This is a genomic window from Microbacterium sp. M1A1_1b, assembly GCF_053345565.1.
The window spans coordinates 314,331-340,924 of sequence record NZ_JBKFAJ010000001.1; the positions used below are offsets into that span (position 1 = coordinate 314,331).

Here is a 26,594-nt window from a genome sequence, read left to right on the forward strand (position 1 = left end):
GGGTCGACTCAGGCCGGGACGACGCCGAGCGTGGTGACGGGCAGGCGGGGCTCGAGACGCTCCCGTCCCTGCAGGCCGTCGAGCTCCAGCAGCGCGGCGAACCCGATCGCCTGGTACCCGGCACGTTCGAGCAGGGTGATGGTGGCGGCGCCGGTGCCCCCGGTCGCCAGGACGTCGTCGACGACGAGCACCCGGGTGCCCGCGGGGAGCTGGGCCGGCCGGAGCTCGAGCTCGGCCTCGCCGTACTCGAGCGCGTACTGCTCGCTGAGGACCTCGCCGGGGAGCTTGCCGGCCTTGCGCACGGTCAGCACGCCGACCTGGTGCTGCGCGGCGATGCCCCCGGCCAGCGCGAACCCACGGGCTTCGATGCCGGCGACGGCGTCGAACCCGGCGCCGATCGCGAACGGTGCCGCCAGGGCCTCGCACGCACGACCGAACGCCACGGCATCGGCGAACACCGGCGTGACGTCGCGGAACAGGATGCCGGGCTTCGGGAAGTCGGGGACGATCGTGGTCAGGCGCTGGACGAGGTCGGACGCGGTTTCGGTCATGCGTCAACCGTACGGGCGGTCGGCGGGCACCTCGCACCGTGCGGGGTTCGTGCTCGCGCAGGCGCGCACGGTGCAGGGTTGGCGAGTGCGCACGGTGCGAGGTCGACCGCCCGTGCGAGGACGATCGCCCCGTGCGAGGAACCATCCCCGCACGGGGCGATCAACCCGGCACGACGCGGCAGGGCAGCGCGGCCGGGCCGCGCGGCAGCGCCTCAGCGCCACGTGCGCAGGCCGATGCCGAGCATGGCCCACTCGGCTTCGCGCTGCGTGCGCTCGCGGTCGAGCTGCTCGCGCAGCGCGGGGTCGGTCTGGGGTCGCCGGGTACGGCGGCTCCAGATGATGAGGGACATCCCGATACGCAGCGCGATCCGGTCGGTCAGCGAGACCGTGCGGGGTGCGACGCCAGCGTCGGGGGGTCGGAGGACGGACTTGGTCGACATCGTGGTCACCGTTCAGGGAGAGGAGTGCGAGCGGAGAAACGGGCGCGACCGAATGATCCGTGCCCCGGAGGGAACAACCGCTCGATGCATTCGCACGGAACAGTGCGGATGGCATGGGAGAACGGTCGACGAATGACCTGGTGCGGGGATCGTCCCGGTCGCGATCGACATTCCCGCGCGCATTCCGACGGGCCCGCATCCCGACGGGCCCGCATTCCGCGCGACGGCGACGGTCGCCCCGGGCAACGCCCGAGCAGACCGATCGGAGCATCGACCGGAGGAACGGCGCCCGACCTGGATCAGGTCAGCGCGAGGGTGCCGCGCCCGGCGGACCGGACGTGAGCGGTTGCAGCGTGGCCGAACGGTTCAGGACGAACCGTGGCGCGACGCCGAGATGGGACGGGACGTCCCGCGTCAGCAGGAACCGGCGAACGGGGCGCCGAAAGCGCCACGGACTGCACGGAACGGCGTCTGCGTGGAGACTGCACGTGTGGTGGTCATGGTGATCATGGTCGGCCCCCTTTCGGCACGAGTTGCTGTGGTCCGTGAACCATATCGGCATTCTCGACGCCACCGCAAGCGTTCAGCCGGAATTCCTCGGAATGCATTCCGACGCATGCAGAACGCCCCGGGACCGATCGGGTCCCGGGGCGTTCTGGTGGGGTCGAGACGCTAGCCGGCCAGGGGCGCCCTGACCCCGGCCACGCGGGCGACGAGGGCTTCCCCGTCCACCGTGACCTGCACCGTGTCACCAGACCCGGCAACGCCGTCCACGACCAGGGTCGCGATGCGGTCGTCGACCTCGCGCTGGATCAGGCGACGCAGCGGACGGGCGCCGTACTCGGGCTCGTAGCCGTGCTCGGCGAGCCATTCGACGGCCTGGTCGGACACCGAGAGCACCATGTCCTGCGCGATGAGCCGCATCGAGGTCTCCCCCAGCAGCAGGTCGACGATCGCGCGCATCTGTGAGCGGTCGAGCTTGCGGAACAGGACGATGTCGTCGATGCGGTTGATGAACTCGGGCCGCATCGCCTCGCGCAGCTTGCCCATCACGCGCTGACGCAGGTCGTCGTCCGAGAACCCGCCGTCCGCCGACGCCGAGAACCCGAGTGCGCCGGACCGCGAGGCCAGGAACTCCGAGCCGATGTTCGACGTCATGATGACGACCGTGTTGCGGAAGTCGACCGTGCGACCCTGCCCGTCGGTGAGCCGTCCGTCGTCGAGCACCTGCAGCAGCAGGTTGAACACGTCGGGATGCGCCTTCTCGACCTCGTCGAGCAGCACGACCGAGTACGGGTTGCGACGGACGCGTTCGGTCAGCTGGCCGGCCTCGTCGTAGCCGACGTACCCGGGAGGGGCACCGACCAGCCGCGACACGGTGTGCCGCTCGCCGAACTCGCTCATGTCGAACCGGAGCATCGCCGACTCGTCGCCGAACAGCGACGCCGCGAGCGACTTCGCCAGCTCGGTCTTGCCGACCCCGGTCGGCCCGAGGAACAGGAAACTGCCCACCGGTCGGTCCGGGTCGCCCATGCCGGTCCGGCTGCGCCGGACGGCGGTCGCGATGGCGCGCACCGCATCCTCCTGTCCGACGACCCGCTCGTGCAGCTCGTCCTCCAGTCGGGCGAGACGGGTCCGGTCGCCCTGGGTCAGCCGGGTCGCCGGGATCCCGGTGGCGCGCGCCACCACCGCCGCGATGTCCGCCTCGGTGATCTCGGTCGTCGCGCGGTGCTGGTCGACGGCCGTCGGACTGGAGGCCCCACCTGCGTCCGCCTGTGCGGCGGCGGTGATCCGCGCCTCCAGTTCGGCCGCCTGGTCGCGCAAGCGCGACGCTTCTTCGTACTGCTCCGCGGCGACGGCACGGTCCTTGTCGGCGCGCAGCTCGGCGACCTGGTCGCGCAGGGCCTCGACGTCGACGTCACCGGACCGTGCCAGGCGGCGGCGGGCACCGGCCTGGTCGATCAGGTCGATCGCCTTGTCCGGCAGGTGCCGGTCGGTGACGTAGCGGTGCGACAGCTCGACGGCGGCGCGCAGGGCGTCGTCCGTGTAGGTCACGCCATGGTGCTCGGCGTAGCGCGGGGCCAGGCCGGTCAGGATCGCGACGGCGTCCTCGACGCTCGGCTCCCCCACCGTGACGGGTTGGAAGCGGCGCTCGAGTGCGGCGTCCTTCTCGATGCGGCGGTACTCCTTGAGCGTCGTCGCACCGACCATGTGCAGGTCACCGCGGGCCAGCCGGGGCTTGAGGATGTTGCCGGCGTCCATCGAGCCGCCTTCGCCGCCACCACCGGCGCCGACGACCGTGTGCAGTTCGTCGACGAACATGATGAGCTCGTCCGCGTGCGCCGCGATCTCGTCCATGGCGTTCGTCAGGCGCTCCTCGAAGTCGCCGCGGTAGCGGGTGCCGGAGAGCATGCCCGGCAGGTCGAGGGCGACGACACGCTTGCCCTGCAGCAGCGCGGGGACGTCGCCGTCCGCGATGCGCTGCGCCAGGCCCTCGACGATCGCGGTCTTGCCGACGCCGGGCTCGCCGATCAGCACCGGGTTGTTCTTGGACCGGCGGAGCAGGATCTCGACGGTCTGCTCGATCTCGTCCGCGCGGCCGATGACCGGGTCGATGCCGCCCTGGCGGGCACGTTCGGTCAGGTCGGTGCCGAACTGGTCGAGCGTCGGCGTCTCGGACTGCTGCTGGTCGGCCTCGGTGGTGCCGGGCATCGGGCGCCCCTCTCGTGCCGCCTCGGCGGCCTGCTGCGCGTAGGTCTGCATGACCTGCGGGGTGACACCGGCGCTCGCGAGGAGCTGGCCGGTGACGGTCTCCTGGTCCATCACGAGCGCGAAGAAGACGTGCTCGGGGTCGGTGTAGGTGCTGCCGAAGCCCCGCGCGGCCTGGGTGGCCTCGACGAGGATCCGCTGTGCGGTGGGCGTCAGCGCGGGTCGGCCCTGCACGGGTTCGGACGACGGAGCGGGCAGGCGCTGCTCGACCTCGTCGGCCAGGTGCTCGGGGTCGACCCCGGCCGAGCGGATGACGGCGTCGAAGGGCTCGGTCTCGACGAGCACGTGCAGGACGTGCAGCGCGTCGAGCTCACGCTGCCCCTGCGAGACGGCGTACTCGGCGGTGCGCTGGAGCAGGTCGTGGGTGCGGCGGCTGAGCAGCCGCGTGATGTCGACGGGGCGACCCAGCGGAGTGGACCGCTGGGCGCCGGTGTTCTGGGCCGCGAGCAGACGCGCGAGGAACTCGTCGAACGAGTCGTTGCCGTTGGTCGGACCGGACGGTGCTGGCAAAGGGACCTCCTGGGAACTTGAGTGCCTTCGACTCAATGCAACGCAGGAGGGGCCGGCTCATTCCCGGGCGGTGGAAGAACTTGCGCGGACCCGACTCAGGTCCGCGCGATCGCCGCCGTGGTGGCCTCGGTGACCGTCAGCAGGTCGGCCGGAGCGATCTCGATGTCGAACCCACGGCGCCCCCCGGACACGAAGATCGTCGGGTAGGCCGTCGCCGACTCGTCCAGCACGGTGCGCAGGTGGGCGCGCTGTCCGACGGGACTGATCCCACCGACGACGTACCCGGTCCGCTTCTCGGCCAACGCCGGGTCGGCGAGCGTGGCCTTCTTGCCACCGACCGCCGCGGCGATGGCCTTGAGGTCGAGGCGGTTCGCCACCGGGACGATCGCGACCGCCAGGGCGCCGTCGACGGACACCACGAGGGTCTTGAAGACCTGCTCCTCGCGCAGACCCAGCGCAGCCGCAGCCTCTTCACCGAAGTTCGTCGCGGTCTCGTGGTGCTCGTACACGTGGGGCGTGAAGGGCACCCCGGCGCGCTCCAACGCGAGGGTCGCGGGGGTGCTCGGGGCAGCGGCGGTCATGCGGCGATCATCCCCCGCCCGGGCCACCTGTCCCGAGCGGCACGCGGGCGTTAGTCTGAACCGACCATGGCCGTGATCGAGGTGTTCCTGCGCGCAGTCGCCGCGCTGGTCGTCGTCGACCCGGTCTCCGGAGCGCTGCCACTGCTCGCGCTGGCGGGGTTCGGCGCGGTGGTCGTCGCCGCTGCCGTGCTCGTCGCCCAGGTGCTGGCACTCGTGCTCGGCGTTGCCGGAACGGTGGGGCTCCGCGTGCCGAGTGCGCCGCGCGACCTGGTCACCCGGATCGCATGGAGCCACCCCGACGCCGACGGGCGCGCCCGACCGCGGGCACCGGGAGTCGTCCCCGCGACCTGACACCGATCGGTGTGCGGGTCGCTCGTCGACCCCTGCCACCACACTCGATCGGAATCGTCATGGACCTGTCCACCCTGCCCCTCGTCGGGCCGCTCGTCGGCGGCGCGCTGCACCTCGGCGCCGACCTGCTCGCCGCCCTCACCGCGACACTCGACCCCGTCGCGGGCCCCCTCGCCGCAGCACTCGCCGTGGTGCTGGCCACCCTGGCCGTCCGCGCGCTGCTGGTCCCCCTGTCCGTGCTGCAGGTCCGGGCCGAGCGGGACCGCCGCCGCCTGGCTCCGCAGCTCGCCGCCCTGCGGAAGCGGTACGGCACGGACACCGCACGGCTGCAGCGCGCGGTGCAGGAGCTGTACACGTCCGAGCACGTCTCCCCGCTGGCTGGATGCCTGCCGGTGCTCGCGCAGGCACCCGTCCTGTCGCTCGTGTACGCCCTGTTCACCCACGCCACCATCGCCGGCGCGACGAACACCCTGCTCGAGGCCACGCTCGTCGGCATCCCGCTCGGGCACTCGTTCGTCGCGGTGGTCACCTCGCCGCTCTGGGTGCACGCCTGGGTCGTCGTGCTGCTGCTCGCTGCACTGGCCGTGCTGGTCGAGCTGACCCGGCGCGCGAACCTGCGCTGGAACCCGCCCGCAGGCGCCGACGGGGCGGTCCCCGGATCGGCCGCGACGATGGCGATCACCCGGTGGGTGCCCTTCGTGACCGTCGTGTTCGCGGCGATCGCACCGCTGGCAGCGGCGCTGTACGTCGTGACGAGCGTGTCGTGGGCCGCCGGGGAGCGGGCCGTGCTGCGGCGGGTGCTGGCCTGAGCGGATCAGCCCTCGTGCTCGGGGCCCTGGTCGACCGGGTCGTACTCGGTCCCGCGACCCTGTTCCTCGTCCGGCAGCGGGTTGCGCCGTTCGACACCACTGCCGCCGGGGTTCGTCGCGACGTAGTCGGCTTCGCCCGAGGTCACGTCGTGGCTGACCGGTTCGACGACCTCGGGATCGGGTTCGCGTGCGTCTGTCATGCACCAGGCCTACACCGCCCGGATCCGGACAGTCCCCCGGACTGGGTGCGCACCGCACCGCGCCGAGTGCGACGATGAACACCGAGACAGCATCGACCGGACACCGGGAGTGCGCATGGCCGACGACGACCGCGACACCGAGCGCGATCGCGCGCGCCTGCAGGAGATCGCCTGGGGCTCCGGGTCGACCCCGGCCGAGGCGGCACGGGCGCGGATCACCCTCGCCGACCTCGGTCGTCGTGCCGGACGGCGCGGACCGTCCGCGGCCGGCACACCGCCGCAGCCCGAGGGGGCGAGCCGACCAGCCGTGGCCGCCGCGCCGACGGCAGGGCCGACGGCAGCCCCCGCGGCCGCGCCAGGGGTGACGCGTGCGTCCGTGGCGAGTGTGTCGTCGTCCGGCGACCGTCTGGCGGACGGGGCGGTCCCCGGCCAGCGTGATCCGGGCCTCCCGTCCGAGCGACCGGACCAGCAGGCCGACGCGACCGAGTCCGCTCCCGCGACCGCCCTGGTCGACACGACCCGGCAGGCCGACGCGACCCGTCGGGTCGACACGACCCAGCCGGCCGGGTCGGCTGACGGACCGAGCGCGCCCAGCCGGTGGGTCCGCGGGCGCGACCGAGTCCTGCGGGTGGTCCGCAGCGCACGGACCCGCCCCTGGCTGGCCGGGGGGCTCGCCGCGGCGATCGTCGTCGCGTTCGGGACCGGGCTGGTCATCGGGACCGTGCACCCCGCGGTACCCGGCTCGCCGTCCGTCACCCCGACGGCCGGCACGGTCACGCTGCAGCAGCTGCTCGACGCGCCGCAGACGTACGCCGACCAGATCCCGGGTTCGATCGAGGCACCGGTGCGGTTGCACTCGACGCGGTTGATCTTCACGAACCGGTCGCTGAGCGGCGACGACGCGGCGACGCCGTGGAACGTCTGGGCGGGTGTCGGGGCCGACCGGTCGATGGTCTGCCTGGTGGCGACCGCCAACCGGATGGAGGCGTCCACCTCGTGCTTCCCGCGTGACGACGCCCTGCATGGCAAGGTGTCGATGACCGCGCAGTCGCTGAGCGGGACCCTGACGCTGGAGCTGTCCGGCGGCGGTGTCGACGGGCGTGTCGCGCAGGCGTTCTGAGTGTCCGCAGTGCGTTGGAGCGCTCCCGTGACACTCGTCGGAGGTCGTGCCAGACTGGTCTGATCGCACTCGCCGTGGAGTGACCAACCACCAGTTCCACACCGAGCGCGCAGCCCGACCGATCCGGTCGTGGTGTCGTCGACGACGTCGCCCGTCGCGCGCTCCACCACGCCCCGAGGAGGTCAGCCCATGCCGACGAACACCGCGTCGATCACCACCGCGTCGAACCGTTCCGTCTCGTCCGACACCGCGTCCGTGCGGACACCGTCGGTCCTGACCTCGAAAGCGGTCATCGGCATCGCCGTGCTCGGGCTGGCGACGTTCTTCGCCATCACGACCGAGCTCATGCCGGTCGGGCTGCTCGGCACCATGAGCACGGACCTCGGGGTCAGCGAGTCCACCATGGGCATCGTGATCACGGTGTACGCCACCGCCGTCGCGCTGCTGGCGCTGCCGCTCACGTCCCTGACCGCACGGCTCCCCCGCAAGGGCGTGCTCGTCGCGACGCTCATCGGGTACGCCGTGTCGAACCTGATGGTCGCGCTGGCTCCGTCGTTCGCCGTGGTCTGTGCGGGCCGGGTCGTCGGTGGTGTCGCGCACGCGCTGTTCTTCTCGGTCGCGTCCGCCTATGCCACGCGGATCGTGCCACCCCGCCTGGCCGGCCGGGCCATCGCCTTCGTCTACTCGGGCAGCTCGCTCGGCTTCGTCATCGGCGTGCCGCTCGCCACGGGCGTCGGCCAGTCGATCGGCTGGCGTCCGGCCGTCGGCACCGTCGCGGTCTGCGCCGCGGTGCTCGCCGTCGTCGCCGCGGCGTTCCTGCCGGCGGTCAGCGGCACCTCGTCGCCGCACATCGGGTCGCCCAGGGCCTGGGCGCGGACCGGCCTGCTCGCCGTGGTCGTGGCCGACCTGCTGCTGTTCGCGGGGCACTACATCGTCTACACGTACATCGGTCCGTACGCGATCGACGCCGGACTCGACGCGGGCCTGGTGAGCGGTGCCCTGCTCGTCCTGGGCGGGACCGGCGTGATCGGGCTCTGGCTGGCCGGCACGTTCGTCGACCGAGCCCCCCGCCAGACGCTCGTCGTCGCCGTCGCCACGATGGCCGCCGCCTTCATCGCGCTGCCCTTCGTGCACGGGTCGCTCCTGGGCACCATGATGGTGGCCGGCGTCTGGATGGCCGCGAACGGCACGACCGGCACGCTCTTCATGGCGGCGGCGATCCGCGCGGGTGGCGTCTCCCCCGACATCGCCGGCGCGCTCGTCAACGGCGCGTCGAACATCGGGATCGCGGGCGGTGCGGCCATCGGCGGACAGGTGCTCGGGCTGACCGGCATGCAGTCGCTGCCGATCGCCGGCGCGGTCGTGTTGCTCGGGTCGCTCGGCGTGGTCGTCGCGGCGCGTCGGGGCTTCCCGGTGCACTCGACCCACCAGGAGCACCTGTCCACCTCGTCCATCGAGGCGATCACGTCCTCGCTCGCCGTCGTCACCACGTCCATCCCGACGATCAGCCGGGCGATCCAGACGATGACGGGGTCCGTCGCGACGATCACCGGCACGACGCGCACGCACCGCACGCGCTGAGCGGTGCCGCCGGGCCGGGCGGGCCGGGCGGCCGGGCGGCCGCCCGCCGCGTGCGCCGCGTGCGCCGCTTGCGTCCGCACAACGGAACGCCATCCGAACCACGGGGATCTGTGGTTCGGATGGCGTTCCGTTGTGCGAGCGGCGAGCAGGCCGCGACCGGCGGATGGCCGGCAGGCCGCGACGGGCCGGCGGACGGCCGGCAGGCCGCCGCGGGCGGGCCGGCGGACGGGAGGCCCGGTGCCGGTCCGCCACGCGGGCTCAGTCCTGCAGGTGCTCCGTCCGACGACGGTTGCGTGCCGCCCGGAAGGTCAGCAGCCCGCCGCCCAGCAGCACGAGGATGCCGGCAGCGATGGCCGCAGGGGTGATCTCCGCGCCGGTGAACGCGAGCGGGCCACCCGGGGTGGAGCCGCCCGCGGACGAGCCCGGCAGCGTTCCCGTACCCCCGCTCGACACCGGCGGGGCCGTCGGGCTCGGGGTGGGCGTCGGGGTGACGACGGCCGCGGGGACCACGATCGACAGCGGCGTGCCGGAGCCGGTCGCCACCGTGGTGACCACCTGCGGCGCACTCGCCTGGTCGCCGGTGCCCGCGACGACCGAGTACTCCGTCGACGGCGTCAGCCCGGTCAGGTCGAACGTGCCGTCGGCCGCGGTGGTGGTCGACACCGGGTCACCGGCGCCGGTCGGCGTGGCGACGACGGGCACGTCCGCAACCGCGACGCCGTCGCTGTCGGTCACCGTGCCGGGCTGGTCGACCGTCGGCAGCGACAGCACGAAGTCGACCGGCGTCGGGGCAGCGCCCGTGGTGACGCTCGTGACGAGCTGCGGGTCCGTCCCGGCGACCGTGATCCGGTAGTCGGTGCCCGGGGTCAGACCCGTCAGGTCGTAGGACCCGTCGGCGTTCGTGGTGACGACGATGACCGCTCCGGACCCGGCGTCGACCGGTCGTGCGGTGACGGTGGTGCCTGCGACGGGCGTGCCGTCGCTGTACGTGACCGACCCGGCCTGTGTGACCGTGACGGGCACGGGCGTGACGAAGGGGAAGTCCGCGGTGGAGGTCCCGCCCGCGGTGGTCGTCACCGCGACCTCGGTGGTGCCGTCCGCGCCTGCCACCGGGGCCGTGGTCCGCACCGTGTACGTCCCGGGCAGCACGCGGAAGTCGTAGGTGCCGTCGGCGGCGGCCTGGGTCGTCGCGACGACCTCGCCGTCCTGCACGAGTTCGACGTCGACGGCGCTGCTCGGGGCCGCGCCGTCCAGGGTGACCCGTCCGGAGATCGTCGAGAGCGCGGCCTGGAGGACGAGCGGCTGGACGACCACGGTCGCCGCTCCGTCGGCACCGGTCGTCGCCGGCACGGTGGTGGCTCCCGGCGTGCTCGCCTCGACGGGCGTGGCGGCCGGCAACCCGGACGCGGTGTACGCGCCGTCACTGTCGGTCACCACCTCGGCCAGGACCGTCCCGGTCGCCGGGTCCGTGATCGTGACGGGGACGTCGGCCACCGGGGTGCCCGCCGTGTCGACGACCGTGCCCGACACGGCGACGGTGCCGGGCGGCGTGACGAAGGCGACGTCGGCGTCCGTCACGTCAGCGCGCAGGGAGATCGTCCCCGGCGTGGCCTGCACGGTGGCGTTGTCCGGCGTGGCGATCGCGACCTGGTAGCCGTCCGCCTGCGTCAGCGCCGGGAAGGTGTAGGCGCCCTGGTCGTCGGTCGTGGTCGTGTACTCGGTGCCGTTCGGCGCAGTGACGGTCACGGTGCTGTTCGGCAACGGCGATCCGTCGAGCGTCGCGACGCCGGACAGCGACGAGGTCTTGTTGGCGAACCACGTCTGGTACACCGGCAGGCCGCTGCGCTGCTGGTAGGTGATGGTGAGCGTCCCGAGCGACACGGTCGGGGTGAACCACGCCGAGGCACCCGAGGTGTCGTTGGCCGCCGCGTTGCCGACGAGCACGCCGGTGCCGGCGTTCCAGGTCGGGGTGTCCTGACCCGGGGCGACCCCACCCGGGTCGGCCGGGCAGCTCCACCCGCCGGGCGACACCGTCGAGCACGAGTTGTACGAGCCCTGGTAGCCGAGCTGGGCGATCGACGCCGGCTGCCCGTTCGCCAGCGTCGCCGAGATGGTGGCCTGGTCGGCGTCGATGTCCCCGAGGACGAACGACCACCCGCCGGCACCCGGTGTACCGCCCGCGAAGGTGTAGGTCGTCACGGCGGCACTCTGCGCGTTCGTCTGGTCGAACGCGGGCCGCTGGTTCAGGTAGGTGTTGTTCCGGCTGTTGCCGTAGACCGCGCCGGGCGGGGTCGCGGGCCCCTGGCCGGTCGTCGCGCCGCTGATCACCTGGGCCTGCCGCGAGGTGGACGTGAAGGTCGTCTCCGGGAACCCCGGCAGTGCGACTGCGCCGGTGTACGCCCGGGCGGACCCGCTCACCTCGAAGGCACCCCAGTGCCCGACGGTGGCTGCCGACGCGCTCGTCGCGCCGCCCAGCGCCAACCCGGCTCCGAGCACGATCCCGGTCAACCCGGCTGTGACCATCCGCCAACGGCGCATGTGGCCTCCCCTGTTGCGGTGCCGACCTGCCTCGACACTCGCTCAGGTTATCCAGCGTCCGGCAGCACTGTCCGCTCTGCGTCGACGTCATCCAGAACACGTCCGCGCCACCGTCGGCAGGTCATCCCGACACCGTGTCGATCGCGGCACTCAGTGTCACGGCGTCGACGCGACGCTCGCAGTCCTCGCAGGCGACCCACAGCGGATCGACCGGTCCGGGCGGCGCGGTGGGCGTAGCTTCGCGGCAGGAGCGCCACCAGACGCCCCGTCGGATCTCAGCACGGAGGTCGATCGGGATGGACGAGCACTGGACCACGGTCACGCTGGCGGCAGACGCCGCACGACCGCACGAGGAAGCCCTGCGCTGGGTGGTGGCGCACGCCTCGGCCGGGATCGAGCGGATCCGGGTGGTCGGGGTCGACCCGGCGTTGGAGGGGCGTGTGGGTCCGGACGGCAAGCGCGTCGCCGAGCACGTCGCCGATGCCGCCCGCACGGCGCTGCCGGACGTCGAGGTCCGGATCGTCCGGCACGCGGGGCCGCTCGCTGCCGCGCTCGTCACCGAGTCGGACGCCGGGGACCTGCTGGTCGTCGGGACGTTCCGCAGTCGGCGCGGCTCCACGATCGGCAACGCGCCGTCCCGGGTCGCCGAACGGGCAGCCGTGCCGACGGTCGTCGTGCCAGACGGTGCGCACCCGATCGACGGCGACGTCGTGCTGGCCGTCGACGAGCCCCTGGACGAGCGCGCCGTCGCGATCGCCGTCGGCGAGGCGCTCCGACGGAACCGCCGGCTCACACTGCTGCGGGCGTGGGAGATGCCCGTGCTGACCCGGACCGGCCTGACCGACTTCGCCGAGGACCCGCTCCGCTGGCGCCGCCTGAACGAGGCCCTGCTGCAGCGTGCCACCGACCGACTGGTCGCACGCTTCCCGGACCTGCGCCTCCGGCCGCTGCTGGTCGAGGGGCACCCCGGTCGCGCGATCGCCAACCACACCCGGACGGCTTCCCTGGTCGTGCTCGGGCAGGGCCACGTGCACGTGCTGTCGGGATCGGTGTTGCACGACGTGCTGCGCGAGACGGTCTCGCCGGTGTGCGTGGTGCCGGCGACGGCGCACGTCGCCCCGTCGCGGTCGGTTCAGCCGTCGAGTGACCGCAGCGTCGCCGCGACCCGTCGGGCGAGGTAGGCGACCCCCGCGGGGTTCGGGTGCAGAGCCCCGGGTTCCATGTCGATCCGCTGCAGCCCGTCCCGCGAGTCGAGGGTCACGCCCGACACCAGGGCGCCCTTCCGCGCGCACGCCGACCGTGCCTGCGTCGCCGTGAAGACCTCGAGGTACCGCACGCCTGCTGCGGTCGACGCGGACCGTGCGACGTCGTCCAGGTCCTGCTGCACGCCGTGCAGGTACCGCACGTCGGTGTCGGTGAACGGGTAGGCGTCGCTCGGGAACGAGCCGGCCAGGGTCCCGAGGTCGAGCGCCGACCGGAAGCAGCCCTTCGCCGGGGTGTGCGCGGCGTCCGGGAAGATCGCGGGGTAGCCCAGGAACACGATCTCGGCGTTCGGAGCGGCGGTCTTGACGGCGGCCAGCGTGGTGGCGATGCCGAGCGCGACGCGGGACCGGATCTTCACTCCGAGCTGGTCGACGCCGTCCTGCACGAGCGTGCTGCGGCACGACGGGGCGTCACGACCGGAGAACACCGGCCCGGACCGCGAGAGTGCCAGGCAGGCTGCGGCCGTGCCGAACAGGTCGGCGTCGTTGCCACCGATCGTCAGGGTCACCAGGCGGGTGTCGTCCGACAACGCCTGGATCTGTGGGTCGACACCCTTGAACTGGTGTCCGCCCAAGATGTCCGCGCTGGTCGCCCCGGCGCAGGTGACGTCGTGCAGGGCGAGCCCGAAGCGGGCCGCGATCCGGTGCGGGTAGTCCTCGGCGGACTGCGCGCACGCGGACACCGGCAACCCGGTCGGGTGGCCCAGGCCGTACCCGGCCGAGTAGGAGTCACCGAGCGCGACGTACTCGCTGCCCGGTGGCAGTCCCGCCAGGGTCTCGGGCGGGTCCGCGGTCACCCGGTACGGCTGTGGGACCGGCCAGAGCGGCGCCGCCGACGCGGTCGTCGGGCCGAGACCGGACACCAGGACGCCGACGACCACCGCTGCGGCGAGCAGCGTGGAACGGACGGATCGGAGCAGGACGCGACCTCCGGGTGGGCGCGGGCGACGGGAGCGATCAGGCTACCGCCTGCGGGCTCAGCGTCGGCCGAGTCGCCGCTCTCCACCGCTGCCGGTCGTGTACTCGAGCCCGAAGTGCTGGTACAGCACCGGTTCGGTGTCCGCCTCGAGTTCGCCGTCGGTCGCGATCGACGGCGCGTCCTTGATGAGCTTCTTCGGGAACGGCACGCGCAGGTGTTTCGGCGCGACCGTCGCCCCGACGAGCGGCACGAAGACGAGCTTCTGGAAGCCGACCATGCCGGTCGTCACCGAGCCGAACGCCGGGTCGGACGTCGCGGTGTCGTAGTAGATGCTCTCGAGCGTGCCGACCTTGTCGTCGCGCTCGTCGACGACCGGCAGGCCGATCCAGTCCCGGATGTTGGCCGCTTCGAACACGGTGCTCCTTCCACGACGCCGGTCGTTCCGGGGCCGTCACGACGACGTTACCGACGAGCCGTGTGTGCCGCCCGCCCCACGCCGAGCCCGTCGACGGCCGCCAGCACGTCGGCCGGGTGCACGGCCAGGATCGCCGGGTCGGGTACCTCCGAGAACACGTCACCGCGACGGACGGACGCGTCGGTCAGCACGACGTGCGGGCCGGACGTCGGCGGGCCCCACGACTCGGGCGGCGCAGGACCGAACAGCACCACCGACGGGATGCCGTAGGCCGACGCCAGGTGCGCCGCGCCGGTGTCCACCGTGACGACGACGCGGGCCGCGGCGACCACCGCCGCGAACGGCTGCAGGTCGAGGACGCCCGCCAGGACCGCCTCCGGCGGCAGGCCGGCCGCGTCGGCGACGGCGGTGGCGCGCGCGACGTCCGCCGAGCCTCCCGTCAGGACCACGTGCTCTCCGCGCCCCCGCAGCCCGCGCACCACCTCGGCGAAGCGGTCGACGGGCCAGTGCCGGGCGCCGTGGAAGGCGCCGACGTGGACGACGGCCGCGCCCTCGACCACGGCGGCGTCGGCCGGACGGTCGATGGCGACGTCGTCGGGGTCGCCGGCGATGCCGTATGCCCACAGCAGACCGACCCAGCGTTCGCGTTCGTTGACCGGACCCTCGATCCAGGCCGGGCCGTCGGGTCTGCCGTGGCCGATCACCCGGCGCGCGTCGAGGGCGGCGACCAGGCCCTCGGACTCCGGTCCGGCGCCGTGCAGGTTGACGGCGACGTCGGTGACGCCGGCGGGCACCGGGATCGGGTGGTCGAAGCCCTGTTGCGCCAGGTGGACGTCCACCGCGGGCACGAGGTCGACGACCGGGGCGAGCCACGCCGTGGTGGCGAGGCTGATTCGGTGGTCCGGGAACGCGCGACGCAGGGCGCGGAGCGCGGGCACCGCAACCAGCAGGTCGCCGAGCTTGATGGCGCGTAGCACGACCAGTTCGGGGCGGCCGTCGGACGGGGGCAGGGAATCGAGGGCGGTCACCGCTCCGACCGTAGCCGTGCCCGTCACCCGGGCGACCAGCACCGCGTTCGCCGACCTTCCTGGCGTGGTGCTCGGCCGGGTTCCGGTAGGGCTGGGCCATGGCTCTCCTCGCGGACCGCGCCGTCGGCGGTCTCCTGTTCGACCGGGACGACACCCTGGTGGTGGACGTCCCGTACAACGCCGACCCGCACCAGGTGGTACCGCTGCCAGGTGCCCGACGGGCGGTCGACCGTGCCCGCGCTGCCGGACTGCCCGTCGGTGTCGTGACGAACCAGTCGGTCATCGCGCGCGGTGGGGCGACCCGTTCGCAGGTCGACGCCACCAACGCCCGTGTCGACGACCTCGTCGGTCCCTTCGACGTCTGGTGCGTGTGCCCGCACGGCCCGGATGACGACTGCGCGTGCCGGAAGCCCCGGCCCGGCCTGGTCCTGGAGGCCGCTGCCCGACTCGGCGTGCCCGCCGAGCACCTGGTCGTGATCGGCGACATCGGCGCCGACGTCGGCGCCGCGCGGGCCGCGGGAGCGCAGGCGATCCTGGTGCCGACCCCGCGCACCCGGCCGGAGGAGGTCGCCGCGGCCGACACCGTCGCCGACACGATCGAGGCGGCCGTCGCACTGGCGCTCGACCACGTGCCGGCGGCCTCGGCATGAGCCGTCCCGGGCGCGGCCCCCGCGTGCTGGTCGCGCGTCTGGACTCGTTCGGCGACGTCCTGGTCGCCGGGCCAGCGGTGCGCGCGGTCGCGGCAACAGCGTCCCACGTCACGATGCTCTGCGGTCCGCAGGGGGCCCCTGCCGCTCACCTGCTGCCCGGGATCGACCGGGTGCGGATGTGGGCGGCGCCCTGGGTCACCGAGACCGCCCGACCGCTCGACGACACCGTGCTGGACGAGTTCCGCGCGCTGATCGCCGAGGAGCACGTCGACGAGGCCGTCGTGCTGACGTCGTTCCACCAGTCCCCGCTCCCCCTCGCGATGCTGCTGCGACTGGCCGGCGTGCGGCGGGTCTCCGGCGCTTCGGTCGACCACCCGGGCTCGCTGCTCGACGTGCGTCTGCGCCCCGGCGAGGACCTGCCCGAGGACCTGCCCGAACCGGAGCGTGCGCTGCAGATCGCGTCGGCTGCGGGCTTCGGGCTGCCGCCGGACGACGACGGGAGGCTCGTGGTTCGTCACGACGCCGCCGTGCCACCCGAGGTGGCCGCCCTGGACCGGTACGTCGTCGTCCACCCCGGCGCGAGCGTCCCGGCACGGTCGTGGCCGCCGTCACACCACCGCGCGCTCGTGGCGGCCTACGGCGCGTTCGGGATCCCGGTCGTCGTCACGGGTGCTGCCGGCGAACGGGAACTGACCGCGACGGTCGCAGCCGGCAGGACCGACGACGGTGCAGCGGTGATCGACCTGGGTGGACGCACGTCACCGGCCGAGCTCGCAGCCGTGTTGGCCGGTGCCGAGGTGGTGGTCGTCGGGAACACCGGACCGGCGCACCTGGCTGCCGCCGTCGGTGCCCGCATCGTCAGTCTGTTCTCGCCGGTGGTGCCCGCGACCAAGTGGGCGCCGTACGCCGAGCACGTCGAGCTGCTCGGCGACCAGGGTGCCGCGTGTCGTCTCAGCCGCGCCCGTGCGTGCCCGGTCCCGGGGCACCCGTGCCTGTCGTCCGTCCGCCCCGAGGACGTCCTCGCGGCGCACGAGCGCCTGGTCGGACGCGCTCTGCGGATGAAGCCGAGCAGTCTGCGAAGCACCGCAGAAGGCGCTGCGTAGCGTCCGGCACTGCTCCTCCTGCTCCTGCTGTCGACGGTCCAGCGCCCTGTTGCGACCGTGACGGAGCGTGACCGAAAGGGACTGCATGCGGATCCTCGTCTGGCACGTCCACGGTGGCTGGATGGACGCCTTCGTCCGCGGCCAGCACGAGTACCTGGTGCCGACCACGGACGCACGCGACGGCTGGGGCCTGGGCGCCGGTGGTCGTCACTGGCCGAACGTGGTCGAGCTCGCACCCGAGGACGTCGCGGACGCCGAGGTCGACCTGGTGGTCCTGCAGCGCACCGACGAGGCCGAGGTCGCTGCGACCCTGCTGCGCGGGCGCCGGATCCCCACCGTGTTCGTCGAGCACAACGCCCCGCGCGTGGACGTGCCGGACAGCCTGCACCCGTTCCGCGACCACGCCGACATGACGATCGCGCACGTGACGCACTGGAACGCCCTGATGTGGGACTGCGGCTCCGCGCGGACCACCGTCATCGAGCACGGCGTGGTGGACCCGGGCCCGCTGTACTCCGGCCGCCTCGAGCGCTTCGGCGCGGTGATCAACGAGCCCGTCCGGCGCAACCGCGTCGTCGGCACCGACCTGCTCCCCCGCTTCGCCGAGGTCGCCCCCGTCGACGTGTTCGGCATGGGCACCGAGCGACTCGCCGACCTGGGTCACGGCGACCGGCTGGTCGGGCTCGGCGACGTCAAGCCGACCCCGATGCACGCTGCGCTGGCCGAGCGTCGCGCCTACCTGCACCCGAACCGCTGGACCTCGCTCGGGCTGTCGCTCATCGAGGCGATGCACCTGGCCATGCCGGTGCTGGTGCTGGCGACGACCGACGCGCCCCGGACGGTGCCCGCTGGTGCCGGTGCGATCGCGACCAACGTGGCGGAGCTGACCCGGGCCTCCCGTGTGCTGCTCGACGACCCGGACGAGGCGCGCCGTCGTGGCGCCGTCGCCCGCGAGGCCGCGCTGGCCCGCCACTCGCTCGCCCGGTTCCTGGCGGACTGGGACGACCTGCTCGACGACGTCGTGACCCGCCACGCGCGTGCGGGACGCGCGCCGAGGCCGACCCTGGAAGGGAGCACCCGATGAAGATCGCGATGGTCTCCGAACACGCCAGTCCCCTCGCTGTGCTGGGCGGGGTCGACGCCGGCGGGCAGAACGTCCACGTCGCCGCGCTGTCGTGCGCCCTGGCGGACCGCGGTCACCAGGTCACCGTGTACACGCGCCGCGACGACGCCGAACTGCCGGCTCGGGTGGCGCTGCGTCCGGGTGTCGAGGTCGCACACGTCGACGCCGGCCCGGCCCGCGTGGTGTCCAAGGACAGCCTGCTGCCGTACATGGCGACGTTCGCCCAGGTGCTCGCAGCGACCTGGTTCGTCGACCGGCCCGACGTCGTGCACGGCCACTTCTGGATGTCCGGACACGCCGCACTCGAGGCCGTCACGCAGGTCCAGGCCCGCACGGGCGGCGTCCGGATCCCGATCGTCCAGACCTTCCACGCGCTCGGTGTCGTCAAGCGTCGGCACCAGGGCTCGGCGGACACCAGTCCCGAGGAACGCGCGTGGCTTGAGCCCGCCGTCGGCCGCGGGGTCGACCAGGTCGTCGCGACCTGCTCGGACGAGGCGTTCGAACTCAAGTCGCTCGGCGTCCCACTGCACGCCATCTCGGTCGTGCCCTGTGGGGTCGACGTCGACCGATTCCGGCCGTCCGGCGCTGTCGAGGAACGCGGTCGCACGCACCGGATCCTGACCGCGTCCCGTCTGGTGCGCCGGAAGGGCGTCGGCACGACCATCGCGGCCATGGCACAGCTGGTCGCCGCGGGCCGTGACGTCGAGCTGGTCGTCGTCGGGGGTGCCGGCACCGCCGGGTCCGACCTGGCCGACGACCCCGAGTACCAGCGGCTGGACGCCCTCGCGCGCTCCCTTGGCGTGCGCGACCACGTGTCGTTCCGGGGGCAGCTCAGCCAGGACGCCATGCCCGCCGTGTACCGCAGCGCCGACGTCGTCGTGTGCGCACCGTGGTACGAACCGTTCGGCATCGTGCCGCTCGAGTCGATGGCGTGCGGCCGGCCCGTCGTCGCCTCACAGGTCGGCGGGCTCATCGACACCGTCGTCGAGGACGCCACGGGGCTGCACGTGCCGCCGCGTGACGAGGACGCCGTCGCCGCCGCGATCGCGGGACTGCTCGACGACCCGGCCCGCGCTGCGGCGTACGGCGCCGCCGGACGCGAGCGGGTCGAGTCCCGCTACGCCTGGAGCCGCGTCACCGCCGACACCGAGCGCGTCTACGAGCGCTTGGTCAACGGGGCAGCGGTCACCGGACCGGGCTTCACCACCAGGTCCACGACGTCGGGCCGGGCATCGCGCTCGACCCGCGCCACCGAGAGGACAGCACGATGACCATCGGACAGAGCAGACTCGGCACGACCGAGCAGCTGAGCGACAGCGCCCGCGCCGTGCACGACCACGTGACCGCCTCGGTGCCCGTCGTGGCCTCGCTCGTCGACCACGGGGACCACATCGCCGCGTGGGCCGACGACATCGCCGCGCGACTCGTTGCCGGTCGGCGGCTGCTCGCGGCCGGTAACGGCGGTTCGGCGGCCGAAGCGCAGCACCTGACGTCGGAGCTGACCGGTCGGTTCGACGGCGACCGACCCGCGTACTCCGCGATCTCCTTGCACGCCGAGAGCTCGGCCGTGACGGCGATCGGCAACGACTACGGGTTCGACGAGGTCTTCGCGCGGCAGGTCCGCGCACATGCACGCGCCGGGGACGTCGTCGTGCTCCTGAGCACCAGCGGTCGCAGCCCGAACCTGCTGCGTGCTGCCGAGGCCGCCCGCGTCGTCGGTGCCCGCACGATCGCGCTGACCGGGTCACGACCGAACCCGCTGGCCGACGCGGTCGACGACGCGATCTGCATCGACGGACCATCGGCGAACGTGCAGGAGGCGCAGCTGGTCCTGGTGCACGCGTTGTGCCGGGCGATGGAGCCGGCGCTCCGCCGCGGGGGCCGGCGATGAGCGCGGCACCGGTGTCGGCCACAGCCGCGGCACGGCTGCGCGTCGCCGTCGTCGGCGACACCCTGCTCGACGTCGACGTCAGCGGCACGAGCGAACGCCTGAGCCCGGACGCGCCCGTGCCCGTGGTGGACGTCCGGACGGACGATCGTCGTGCGGGGGGCGCCGGACTCGTCGCCACGATGCTCGCGAAGGACGGCCACCAGGTCACCCTGGTCACGGTCCTGTCCGACGACGCCCGGGCCGACGAGCTCCGCACGCTGCTGCCCGACGTGCGCGTCGTCGCCGGTCCGTCCGGCGTCGCGACCCCGGTCAAGACCCGCGTCCGGGTCGGGGACCACGCGCTGGTCCGGATCGACGAGGGCTGCGACACCCCGCCGGTGCCGACCGTCACCGCGGCCATGACCGCTGCGCTGACCGGTGTCGACGCCGTCATCGTCGCCGACTACGGCCGCGGTGTCGCCGCTGCCCCGGCGCTCCGGGACGCGATCGCCGCCGTCGCCGTGACCACCCCGGTCGTGTGGGACCCGCACCCCCGGGGAGGGGTGCCCGTGCCCGGCATCACCGTCGCCACGCCGAACGCGTCCGAGGCCCGCCGCTTCACCGACCTGGCCGGCGACGGCGTGCCGTTCGCGACCGACGCGGCCGCCGCACTGGTCGACGCGTGGGACGTCCGGGCCGTCGCGATCACCCTCGGTGACCGTGGCGCCCTGGTCGGCCGACGGACGCCCCGTGGCCTGGACGCCCGGTTCCTGCCGGCTCCCTCCGTCACCGCCGGCGACCCGTGCGGCGCGGGCGACCGGCTCGCGGCCGGAGTCGCGGTCGCCCTCGCCGGTGGCGCCGACGTCCCGGACGCCGTCGCCGCCGGTGTGGCCGACGCGTCCGCGTACCTGGCGGCCGGCGGCGTCACGTCACTGCTCGCCGGTGCTCCTGCCACCGTCCTCGCCGTCCCGGGAGCGGACCGCGACGCGCTGCGGGTCGTGCACCGGGTCCGTGCGGACGGGGGCACCGTGGTGGCGACGGGCGGCTGCTTCGACCTGCTGCACGCCGGACACGCCCGCACCCTGTCGGCAGCGCGGGCCCTGGGTGACTGCCTGGTCGTGTGCCTGAACTCGGACGACTCGGTCCGGCAGATCAAGGGGCCCGAGCGCCCGATCATGACCCAGGACGACCGCGTCGAGCTGCTGCTGGCGCTGGACTGCGTCGACGCCGTCGTGGTGTTCGACGAGACCACGCCCGACCAGGCCCTACGGCGGTTCCGTCCCGACGTCTGGGCGAAGGGTGGCGACTACACCGCCGACGAGCTGCCCGAGGCCGTCACGCTCGCGGAGTGGGGCGGACGCGTGGTCACGGTGCCGTTCCACCCGGGCCGGTCGACCACCCGCCTGGCGTCCGCGCTCGCGGCCGTCGGCTGAGCGCGGTCCCGGCGTAGCCCCGGCCCCACAAACCTGATCCACCACGGAAGGAACTCCATGCCCGTCCCCACCACCCCCATCGGCCGCGTCCTCGTCACCGGCGGCGCCAGCGGACTCGGAGCGGCCGTCGTCGACGCCGTGCTCGAGGCCGGCGGCACCCCGATCGTCCTCGACCTGCGGGTCGAGCACGTGGCAGACGGTGTCGACGCGGTCGCGGTCGACGTGACGGACACCGCCGCCACCGAGCAGGCCGTCCGCGACGCCGCCGAGCGTCACGGCGGCCTGGACGCGGTCGTCACCGCCGCCGGCATCGACAAGCCCGCGCCGATCGGTGCCCTGTCCGCGACGGACTGGGAGCAGATCGTCGGCGTGAACCTGCTCGGCACCGCGGCCGTCGTGCGCGCTGCCCTGCCGACGCTCGAGGCGAACCACGGCCGCGTCGTCACGATCGCGTCCTCCCTCGCACTGCGTGGTGTGGGCGACGGCACCGCCTACTCGGCGTCGAAGTTCGGCGTGCGCGGCTTCTCGCAGGCGCTGGCCGCCGAGACCGCCGGCCGGGTCGGTGTGACCAACGTGATCCCGGCGGGCATGCGGACGAACTTCTTCGCCGACCGCACCGAGCAGTACAAGCCGGGCCCTGACGCGCTGTTGATCGAGCCGTCGTACGTGGCGAACGCGATCCTGTTCGCGCTGGCGCAGCCTGCCGGCTGCGAGATCCGCGAGCTCTCGATCATGCCGGCCACCGAGCCGAGCTGGCCGTGAGCCCACCCCGCTGACGGACGGGAGGCCCGGTGCCAGCTGGCACCGAGCCTCCCGTCCGTCGCGGGGCCCGGCCGCGTGCGTCGCGCGCCCGGCGCCGCCCCCTCCCGCGCATCGCGATTGGTCACGACTCCCCGCTCAGTTCTGCCGACTGGTCGAGGATCGTCGCTCAGAGCCCGGTCGGTCGACGATTCGTGACCGGTCGCCGGATCGGCGGCGGGGTGTCCTGACCGGTCGGGACACCTGCGCCGGATGCATGAACGACGGTTCGTGACCTGTCGGCGGGTCGGCGGCGGGGTGTCGTGACCGGTCAGCGCGTGCGGAGCAGGTCCTCGACGTCGGCGAGCACCTGCTCTGGCGTGACCTGATCGACGTAGGACGGGTCGTGCTCGCACCGCTCGGCGGTCCAGCCGACCTGGGTGACATCGATCCCGCACACCGGGCAGCGGGTCACGAAGGACATGTGCACGCGGTGTCGGCCGCGGTCCATCGGCCCGGCGTTGACGACGTTGCCGAACCAGAACACGCCGACCGTGCGGGTGCCGACCGCGACCGCCAGGTGCCGCGGGCCGGAGTCGTCGCCGACCATCACGTCCGCCGCGCCGAGCACCGCGGGCAGCTCCGACAGCGGCAGCGTGCCGACCAGGTCGTGCAGACGCTCCGCCGTGCCACCGGTCTCCTGCTTCCGCACCGCGGCCACGATCGCGTCGGCTGCCGGACGGTCGGAGGCGTCCCCGACCAGCACCACGTCGTCCCCCGCTGCCAGACGGGCGACCGCGACGGCGGCGAACCGGTCCGGACTCCAGCGGCGTCGAGGGTCGGTCGCGCCGGGGTGCATGGCGATCAGCGTCCCGCTGACGCCGAGCCGTGTGCGGACCGCTGCACGCTCGTCGTCCATGACGGTGATCCGCGGGTCGAGCGTCACGGGCTCGGCACCGGCCAACGCGGCGACCTCGAGCCCGCGCAGCACCTCGTGTTGGTAGTAGACGTAGCGGACCCAGCGTTCCAGGACCTCGGCGTCCTCGGTCGCGGTGCCGACGGTGTGCGGTGCCTGGAGCCGCAGCAGGAACGGGTTCGAGTTGCGGCCGCCGCCGTGCAGCTGGACCGCCAGGTCGAAGCGACCCCGCAGCCGGTGTTCGAAGTCGGCGAGGGTCGGGGCGTCAGCGCCCGAGTCACGGACGCCGGGGTGCACGGGCAGCTCCTCGACCGCGTGGATGGCGTCCGTCCGGCCGGCGAGCAGGGCCTTCGCCGCCGGCGTACCGAGCAGGGTCAGCCGTGCGTCGGGGTACGCCGCCGCGAGGGCCTCGATCGCCGGCATCGCGAACATCAGGTCACCGAGCCCGCCGCCCCGGAGCACCGCGATCTCGCGGACCCCCTCGAACCGTTCGCCGCCCTGTCCGATCTGCATCACGCCCGTCGTCTCCCTCGTCCTGCCGTCGCTCCTGTCTACCGACGCGCACCCGGGAGCACGCTCGTGCGCCGCGGAACGCGGAGCCCGTGCCCCCGCCCAGGGACCGAGGAGCACCGTCGGACCTCCCCCTCCCGACCGTCGTCCCGGAAGGACCCACATGACGCTCGAAGCCCCCACCTCGACCACCGAGATCGTCGTCCTGGACCCGGTCAACGGCGAGGTCGCTTCGACCACGGCGGTCGCGACTCCCGAACAGGTCCATGACGCCGTCAGCCGCGCTCGTGCCGCGTTCCCGACCTGGTCGCGAACCGCCCCGGCCGACCGCGGGGCACTCCTCCGCACCGCCGCGGAGCACCTGCGTGCGCACGCGGACGAGCTCGCCGCACTGAACACCCTCGAGACCGGCAAGATCCCGGGCGACGCGCTGGGTGGTGTGGAGGCCGGCATCGGCACGCTCCTGCAGGACGCCGAGCTCGGTCCGCTGCACCGTGGCGAGGCCCTGCGCGGGCAGCACGGTGCTGCCGACTGGACGATCCCGCACCCGCGCGGCGTCGTCCTGGCGCTCACGCCGTGGAACGACCCGGTGGCCGTCGCGCTCGGCATCCTCGGTGCCGCCGTCGTGACGGGCAACACGGTCGTGCACAAGGGCAGTGAGCGGTGCCCTGCGACCATCGCCCGCCTGAACGAGCTGCTGGCCGAGGTCCTGCCCGACGGCGTGTTGGTGGGGGTCGACGGCGACGCCACCACGGGCGAAGCGCTGCTGGCCGAGGACGGCATCGCGGTCTACGCGCACGTCGGCTCGACGGCGACGGGCGACCGGCTCGCTGCGGTCGCGACGAGCACCCGCGCGCACGTGATCCGCGAGAACGGCGGCAACGACGCGATCGTCATCGACGCCGACGTCGACCCGGTGTGGGCCGCCGGTCAGGCCGCGCTCGGTGCGTTCGCGAACACCGGCCAGATCTGCACCAGTGTGGAGCGCGTCTACGTGCACCGAGCCATCGCCCAGGAGTTCGTCACGGCGCTCGTGGCCGAAGCGGACCGGCGCACCGCGTCGCCCGCGACGGAGTACGGCCCCCTGGTGGACGAGCGTCTGCGGACGACGGTGCAGCAGCACGTCGACGACGCCGTCGCCCGAGGAGCGTCGATCCGCACCGGCGGCGTCGTCCCCGAGGGCAGCGGCACGGCGTACCCGGCGACGGTCCTCACCGACGTGTCGGACGACGCCCTCGCGCTCACCGAGGAGACCTTCGGACCGATCGCCCCCGTGCGCGTGGTCGACTCCTTCGACGAGGGCCTCCGCCTGGCTGCCGCCGACCACTACGGTCTGGCCGCCACCGTGCTGACGAACGACACCGGTGCGGCGCTGCGGGCGGCGGCGACACTGCCCGTCGGCACCGTCAAGGTGAACGCGGTGTTCGGTGGAGCACCCGGTGGCAGCGCCGAACCGCGTGGAGCGTCCGGCGCCGGGTTCGGCTACGGCCCCCACCTGCTGGACGAGATGACGACGACGACCGTGGTGCACCTCGAGGCGGCGACCGCCCGAGCGACGACGCGCGACGCCGATACCATCGACGCACCCGACACCGTCGACGCACCCTGTACCGCTGCCGCGGAGGGGTTCGACCGATGACCGCCGACGTCCGCCTTGTCCGCGACGTCGTCGCGCGCATCGATGACCGCGAGCCACTCGTCGTCGTGATCGGCGACCCGATCCTGGACCGCTGGACCATCGGCGAGGCCGAGCGCGTCTCACGCGAGGCGCCCGCTCCGGTCGTCCGCGTCACCGAGACCATCGCGGTGCCGGGCGGCGCCGCCAACACCGCCGTCAACGCCCGCGCGCTCGGTGCCCGCGTCCGCATGGTCGGACTGATCGGGGACGACGAGGCCGGTGCCGTCCTCCGTGACCGTCTTGCCGCGGCCGGTGTCGACACCACGTCCCTGATCGCCGTGTCCGGAGCCACGACGACCACGAAGTCGCGCATCGTCGGCGGGGACCGGGTCGTCGTCCGCGTGGACGACCTGGCCGGATTCCCGACAGCCGGCCAAACCGATCAGCTCGCAGCAGCCGTGGCGCGTGCGCTCCGCGGGGCGGACGCCGCCGTCGTGTGCGACTACGGGCTCGGCGTGACGCCGGAGTCCGTGCTCTCCGTGCTCGACCGGGACCGTCCCGACGTGGTCGTCGTCGACGCGCACGACCTGCGCGGGTGGCACGATCTGCACCCCGACCTCGTGACGCCGAACGCCGGCGAGGCCGCCGCGGTGCTCGGTGTCGACCTTGGCATCGGTGCTGACCGGGCTGACGCCGTGGTCGCGCAGCGTGCGACGCTCTTCCGCGTCACCGGTGCCCGGGCTGCCGTCGTCACGCTGGACCGGAACGGCACGATCCTGCTCGAGGCGAGCGTCGGACGCGACGACGCGCGGCCAGACGGACCTGACGATCACCGCGGCTTCCGCACCCGCGCGACCCCGGCCTCCGAGCAACAGGCCTCCGGCGCCGGCGACACGTTCTGTGCCGCAGCCAGCGTCGCCCTGGCCGTCGGCTCGACCCCGCGCGAGGCCGTGCAGTTCGCGCAGGCCGCTGCCGACGTCGTGGTCCGCGAGGCCGGCACCTCGACGTGCGACACCGCATCGCTGCTCCGGTCGGTCGAGGCTCCGGCGGAGACGGTCGTCGACCATGACGACCTGGCCGCAGCTGTCGACGCCGCACACCGCGAGGGGCGTCGTGTGGTCTTCACGAACGGGTGCTTCGACGTGGTGCACCGCGGCCACACCTCGTACCTGCGGCAGGCGAAGGAACTCGGTGACCTGCTCGTCGTCGCCCTGAACGACGACGACTCCGTCCGCCGGCTGAAGGGCCCGGAGCGCCCGATCAACACCGCCGAGGACCGCGCCGGAGTGCTGGCGGCGCTGGCGTGCGTCGACCTGGTCACGGTCTTCGCGACGGACACCCCCATCCCGCTGCTCGAACGGGTGCGCCCCGACGTGTACGTCAAGGGCGGCGACTACTCCCCCGAGATGCTCAGCGAGACCGCGGTCGTCCGGGCCTACGGCGGCGAGGTCGTCATGGTCGACTACGTCCCCGAGCACTCCACCAGCGCGGTCGTCCGCCGCATCCGCGAGACCTCGCGCGGCGATGTCGACTGACGGCCGCTCGAGGGTGCAGAAGAC

24 protein-coding genes are annotated in these 26,594 nt (G+C 73.6%); 14 read left to right on the plus strand and 10 right to left on the minus strand.

Going from position 1 to position 26,594, the window contains the following annotated elements; translation table 11 throughout:
- Positions 1-8: 8 nt before the first annotated feature.
- The 4 genes from ACLBWP_RS01445 to ybaK form a co-directional block, all read right to left on the minus strand.
- Positions 9-551, minus strand: a complete 543-nt coding sequence (locus ACLBWP_RS01445; RefSeq protein WP_447653731.1) for an adenine phosphoribosyltransferase — start codon at positions 549-551, stop codon at positions 9-11.
- Positions 552-763: 212 nt separating this feature from the next.
- On the minus strand, positions 764-991 hold the full coding sequence (locus ACLBWP_RS01450) for a hypothetical protein (RefSeq protein WP_447653732.1): 228 nt from the start codon (positions 989-991) through the stop codon (positions 764-766).
- A gap of 672 nt (positions 992-1,663) precedes the next feature.
- Complete coding sequence (locus tag ACLBWP_RS01455; protein ID WP_447653733.1) at positions 1,664-4,270, minus strand: ATP-dependent Clp protease ATP-binding subunit; 2,607 nt, start codon at positions 4,268-4,270, stop codon at positions 1,664-1,666.
- A 95-nt stretch (positions 4,271-4,365) separates the two neighbouring features.
- Entirely contained in the window at positions 4,366-4,851 is a 486-nt protein-coding gene (gene ybaK / locus ACLBWP_RS01460; protein ID WP_447653734.1) for a Cys-tRNA(Pro) deacylase, read from the minus strand.
- 66 nt (positions 4,852-4,917) lie between these two features.
- Here ybaK and ACLBWP_RS01465 point away from each other — a divergent pair, with 66 nt between their 5' ends.
- Both ACLBWP_RS01465 and yidC read left to right on the plus strand, forming a co-directional pair.
- Positions 4,918-5,202, plus strand: coding sequence for a DUF6412 domain-containing protein (locus ACLBWP_RS01465; protein ID WP_447653735.1), 285 nt, complete (start codon positions 4,918-4,920; stop codon positions 5,200-5,202).
- 59 nt (positions 5,203-5,261) lie between these two features.
- Complete coding sequence (gene yidC, locus ACLBWP_RS01470; protein WP_447653736.1) at positions 5,262-6,011, plus strand: membrane protein insertase YidC; 750 nt, start codon at positions 5,262-5,264, stop codon at positions 6,009-6,011.
- A gap of 5 nt (positions 6,012-6,016) precedes the next feature.
- Here the strand turns inward: yidC and ACLBWP_RS01475 are convergent, their stop codons facing one another.
- Positions 6,017-6,211: a hypothetical protein gene (locus ACLBWP_RS01475; RefSeq protein ID WP_447653737.1), complete on the minus strand. Its 195-nt coding sequence runs from the start codon at positions 6,209-6,211 to the stop codon at positions 6,017-6,019.
- A 115-nt stretch (positions 6,212-6,326) separates the two neighbouring features.
- Here ACLBWP_RS01475 and ACLBWP_RS01480 point away from each other — a divergent pair, with 115 nt between their 5' ends.
- Positions 6,327-7,331, plus strand: coding sequence for a hypothetical protein (locus ACLBWP_RS01480; RefSeq protein ID WP_447653738.1), 1,005 nt, complete (start codon positions 6,327-6,329; stop codon positions 7,329-7,331).
- A 189-nt stretch (positions 7,332-7,520) separates the two neighbouring features.
- Positions 7,521-8,912, plus strand: coding sequence for an MFS transporter (locus tag ACLBWP_RS01485; protein ID WP_447653739.1), 1,392 nt, complete (start codon positions 7,521-7,523; stop codon positions 8,910-8,912).
- Between the two features lie 258 nt (positions 8,913-9,170).
- Here ACLBWP_RS01485 and ACLBWP_RS01490 read toward each other — a convergent pair whose 3' ends face one another.
- Complete coding sequence (locus ACLBWP_RS01490) at positions 9,171-11,450, minus strand: MSCRAMM family protein (protein WP_447653741.1); 2,280 nt, start codon at positions 11,448-11,450, stop codon at positions 9,171-9,173.
- 296 nt (positions 11,451-11,746) lie between these two features.
- On the opposite strand from ACLBWP_RS01490, the gene ACLBWP_RS01495 reads away from it, so the two are divergent.
- Positions 11,747-12,631 carry a universal stress protein gene (locus tag ACLBWP_RS01495; protein ID WP_243563283.1) on the plus strand — a complete coding sequence of 295 codons (885 nt, stop codon included), beginning with the start codon at positions 11,747-11,749 and terminating at the stop codon, positions 12,629-12,631.
- On the opposite strand, the gene ACLBWP_RS01500 is transcribed toward ACLBWP_RS01495, so the two are convergent.
- The 3 genes from ACLBWP_RS01500 to ACLBWP_RS01510 form a co-directional block, all read right to left on the minus strand.
- On the minus strand, positions 12,583-13,593 hold the full coding sequence (locus ACLBWP_RS01500) for an SGNH/GDSL hydrolase family protein (RefSeq protein WP_447653742.1): 1,011 nt from the start codon (positions 13,591-13,593) through the stop codon (positions 12,583-12,585). The genes ACLBWP_RS01495 and ACLBWP_RS01500 overlap by 49 nt on opposite strands.
- Before the next feature lie 96 nt (positions 13,594-13,689).
- Positions 13,690-14,046 (minus strand): PRC-barrel domain-containing protein, encoded by a 357-nt coding sequence (locus tag ACLBWP_RS01505; protein WP_243563285.1) that lies wholly within the window; start codon positions 14,044-14,046, stop codon positions 13,690-13,692.
- Between the two features lie 47 nt (positions 14,047-14,093).
- Positions 14,094-15,074 carry a glycosyltransferase family 9 protein gene (locus ACLBWP_RS01510; RefSeq protein WP_447653743.1) on the minus strand — a complete coding sequence of 327 codons (981 nt, stop codon included), beginning with the start codon at positions 15,072-15,074 and terminating at the stop codon, positions 14,094-14,096.
- Positions 15,075-15,172: 98 nt separating this feature from the next.
- Here ACLBWP_RS01510 and ACLBWP_RS01515 point away from each other — a divergent pair, with 98 nt between their 5' ends.
- The 7 genes from ACLBWP_RS01515 (at position 15,173) to ACLBWP_RS01545 (ending at position 22,015) form a co-directional block, all read left to right on the plus strand.
- Positions 15,173-15,724 carry an HAD family hydrolase gene (locus tag ACLBWP_RS01515; RefSeq protein ID WP_243563287.1) on the plus strand — a complete coding sequence of 184 codons (552 nt, stop codon included), beginning with the start codon at positions 15,173-15,175 and terminating at the stop codon, positions 15,722-15,724.
- A complete protein-coding gene (locus tag ACLBWP_RS01520; RefSeq protein WP_447653744.1) occupies positions 15,721-16,827 on the plus strand; it encodes a glycosyltransferase family 9 protein in 1,107 nt (368 codons plus the stop codon). The genes ACLBWP_RS01515 and ACLBWP_RS01520 overlap by 4 nt, the downstream gene beginning before the upstream one ends.
- An 85-nt stretch (positions 16,828-16,912) precedes the next feature.
- Positions 16,913-17,911: a glycosyltransferase gene (locus tag ACLBWP_RS01525; RefSeq protein ID WP_447653745.1), complete on the plus strand. Its 999-nt coding sequence runs from the start codon at positions 16,913-16,915 to the stop codon at positions 17,909-17,911.
- Positions 17,908-19,221, plus strand: a complete 1,314-nt coding sequence (locus tag ACLBWP_RS01530; protein WP_447653747.1) for a glycosyltransferase — start codon at positions 17,908-17,910, stop codon at positions 19,219-19,221. The genes ACLBWP_RS01525 and ACLBWP_RS01530 overlap by 4 nt, the downstream gene beginning before the upstream one ends.
- The gene (locus tag ACLBWP_RS01535) at positions 19,218-19,841 is read left to right on the plus strand and encodes a D-sedoheptulose-7-phosphate isomerase (RefSeq protein ID WP_243563291.1); all 624 of its coding nucleotides are present in this window, start codon (positions 19,218-19,220) and stop codon (positions 19,839-19,841) included. The genes ACLBWP_RS01530 and ACLBWP_RS01535 overlap by 4 nt, the downstream gene beginning before the upstream one ends.
- Positions 19,842-19,876: 35 nt before the next feature.
- Positions 19,877-21,253 carry a PfkB family carbohydrate kinase gene (locus tag ACLBWP_RS01540; RefSeq protein ID WP_447654244.1) on the plus strand — a complete coding sequence of 459 codons (1,377 nt, stop codon included), beginning with the start codon at positions 19,877-19,879 and terminating at the stop codon, positions 21,251-21,253.
- A gap of 57 nt (positions 21,254-21,310) precedes the next feature.
- Positions 21,311-22,015: an SDR family oxidoreductase gene (locus ACLBWP_RS01545; protein ID WP_243563292.1), complete on the plus strand. Its 705-nt coding sequence runs from the start codon at positions 21,311-21,313 to the stop codon at positions 22,013-22,015.
- 307 nt (positions 22,016-22,322) lie between these two features.
- On the opposite strand, the gene ACLBWP_RS01550 is transcribed toward ACLBWP_RS01545, so the two are convergent.
- Complete coding sequence (locus tag ACLBWP_RS01550) at positions 22,323-23,420, minus strand: glycosyltransferase family 9 protein (protein ID WP_447653748.1); 1,098 nt, start codon at positions 23,418-23,420, stop codon at positions 22,323-22,325.
- A 160-nt stretch (positions 23,421-23,580) separates the two neighbouring features.
- Between ACLBWP_RS01550 and ACLBWP_RS01555 the strand changes: the two genes are divergently transcribed.
- Both ACLBWP_RS01555 and rfaE2 read left to right on the plus strand, forming a co-directional pair.
- A complete protein-coding gene (locus tag ACLBWP_RS01555; protein WP_447653749.1) occupies positions 23,581-25,056 on the plus strand; it encodes an aldehyde dehydrogenase family protein in 1,476 nt (491 codons plus the stop codon).
- Positions 25,053-26,570: a D-glycero-beta-D-manno-heptose 1-phosphate adenylyltransferase gene (rfaE2, locus tag ACLBWP_RS01560; RefSeq protein WP_447653750.1), complete on the plus strand. Its 1,518-nt coding sequence runs from the start codon at positions 25,053-25,055 to the stop codon at positions 26,568-26,570. Before ACLBWP_RS01555 ends, rfaE2 begins: the two co-directional genes overlap by 4 nt.
- The last annotated feature ends 24 nt before the right edge of the window (positions 26,571-26,594 follow it).

Coding starts and splice junctions, on each gene's coding strand:
- ACLBWP_RS01450 (WP_447653732.1), bottom strand. CDS start 991: ATGTCGACCAAGTCCGTCCTCCGACCCCCCGACGCTGGCGTCGCACCC.
- yidC (WP_447653736.1), top strand. CDS start 5,262: ATGGACCTGTCCACCCTGCCCCTCGTCGGGCCGCTCGTCGGCGGCGCG.
- ACLBWP_RS01520 (WP_447653744.1), top strand. CDS start 15,721: ATGAGCCGTCCCGGGCGCGGCCCCCGCGTGCTGGTCGCGCGTCTGGAC.
- ACLBWP_RS01445 (WP_447653731.1), bottom strand. CDS start 551: ATGACCGAAACCGCGTCCGACCTCGTCCAGCGCCTGACCACGATCGTC.
- ybaK (WP_447653734.1), bottom strand. CDS start 4,851: ATGACCGCCGCTGCCCCGAGCACCCCCGCGACCCTCGCGTTGGAGCGC.
- ACLBWP_RS01495 (WP_243563283.1), top strand. CDS start 11,747: ATGGACGAGCACTGGACCACGGTCACGCTGGCGGCAGACGCCGCACGA.
- ACLBWP_RS01555 (WP_447653749.1), top strand. CDS start 23,581: ATGACGCTCGAAGCCCCCACCTCGACCACCGAGATCGTCGTCCTGGAC.
- ACLBWP_RS01485 (WP_447653739.1), top strand. CDS start 7,521: ATGCCGACGAACACCGCGTCGATCACCACCGCGTCGAACCGTTCCGTC.
- rfaE2 (WP_447653750.1), top strand. CDS start 25,053: ATGACCGCCGACGTCCGCCTTGTCCGCGACGTCGTCGCGCGCATCGAT.
- ACLBWP_RS01530 (WP_447653747.1), top strand. CDS start 17,908: ATGAAGATCGCGATGGTCTCCGAACACGCCAGTCCCCTCGCTGTGCTG.
- ACLBWP_RS01535 (WP_243563291.1), top strand. CDS start 19,218: ATGACCATCGGACAGAGCAGACTCGGCACGACCGAGCAGCTGAGCGAC.
- ACLBWP_RS01480 (WP_447653738.1), top strand. CDS start 6,327: ATGGCCGACGACGACCGCGACACCGAGCGCGATCGCGCGCGCCTGCAG.
- ACLBWP_RS01550 (WP_447653748.1), bottom strand. CDS start 23,420: ATGCAGATCGGACAGGGCGGCGAACGGTTCGAGGGGGTCCGCGAGATC.
- ACLBWP_RS01475 (WP_447653737.1), bottom strand. CDS start 6,211: ATGACAGACGCACGCGAACCCGATCCCGAGGTCGTCGAACCGGTCAGC.
- ACLBWP_RS01545 (WP_243563292.1), top strand. CDS start 21,311: ATGCCCGTCCCCACCACCCCCATCGGCCGCGTCCTCGTCACCGGCGGC.
- ACLBWP_RS01490 (WP_447653741.1), bottom strand. CDS start 11,450: ATGCGCCGTTGGCGGATGGTCACAGCCGGGTTGACCGGGATCGTGCTC.
- ACLBWP_RS01465 (WP_447653735.1), top strand. CDS start 4,918: ATGGCCGTGATCGAGGTGTTCCTGCGCGCAGTCGCCGCGCTGGTCGTC.
- ACLBWP_RS01525 (WP_447653745.1), top strand. CDS start 16,913: ATGCGGATCCTCGTCTGGCACGTCCACGGTGGCTGGATGGACGCCTTC.
- ACLBWP_RS01515 (WP_243563287.1), top strand. CDS start 15,173: ATGGCTCTCCTCGCGGACCGCGCCGTCGGCGGTCTCCTGTTCGACCGG.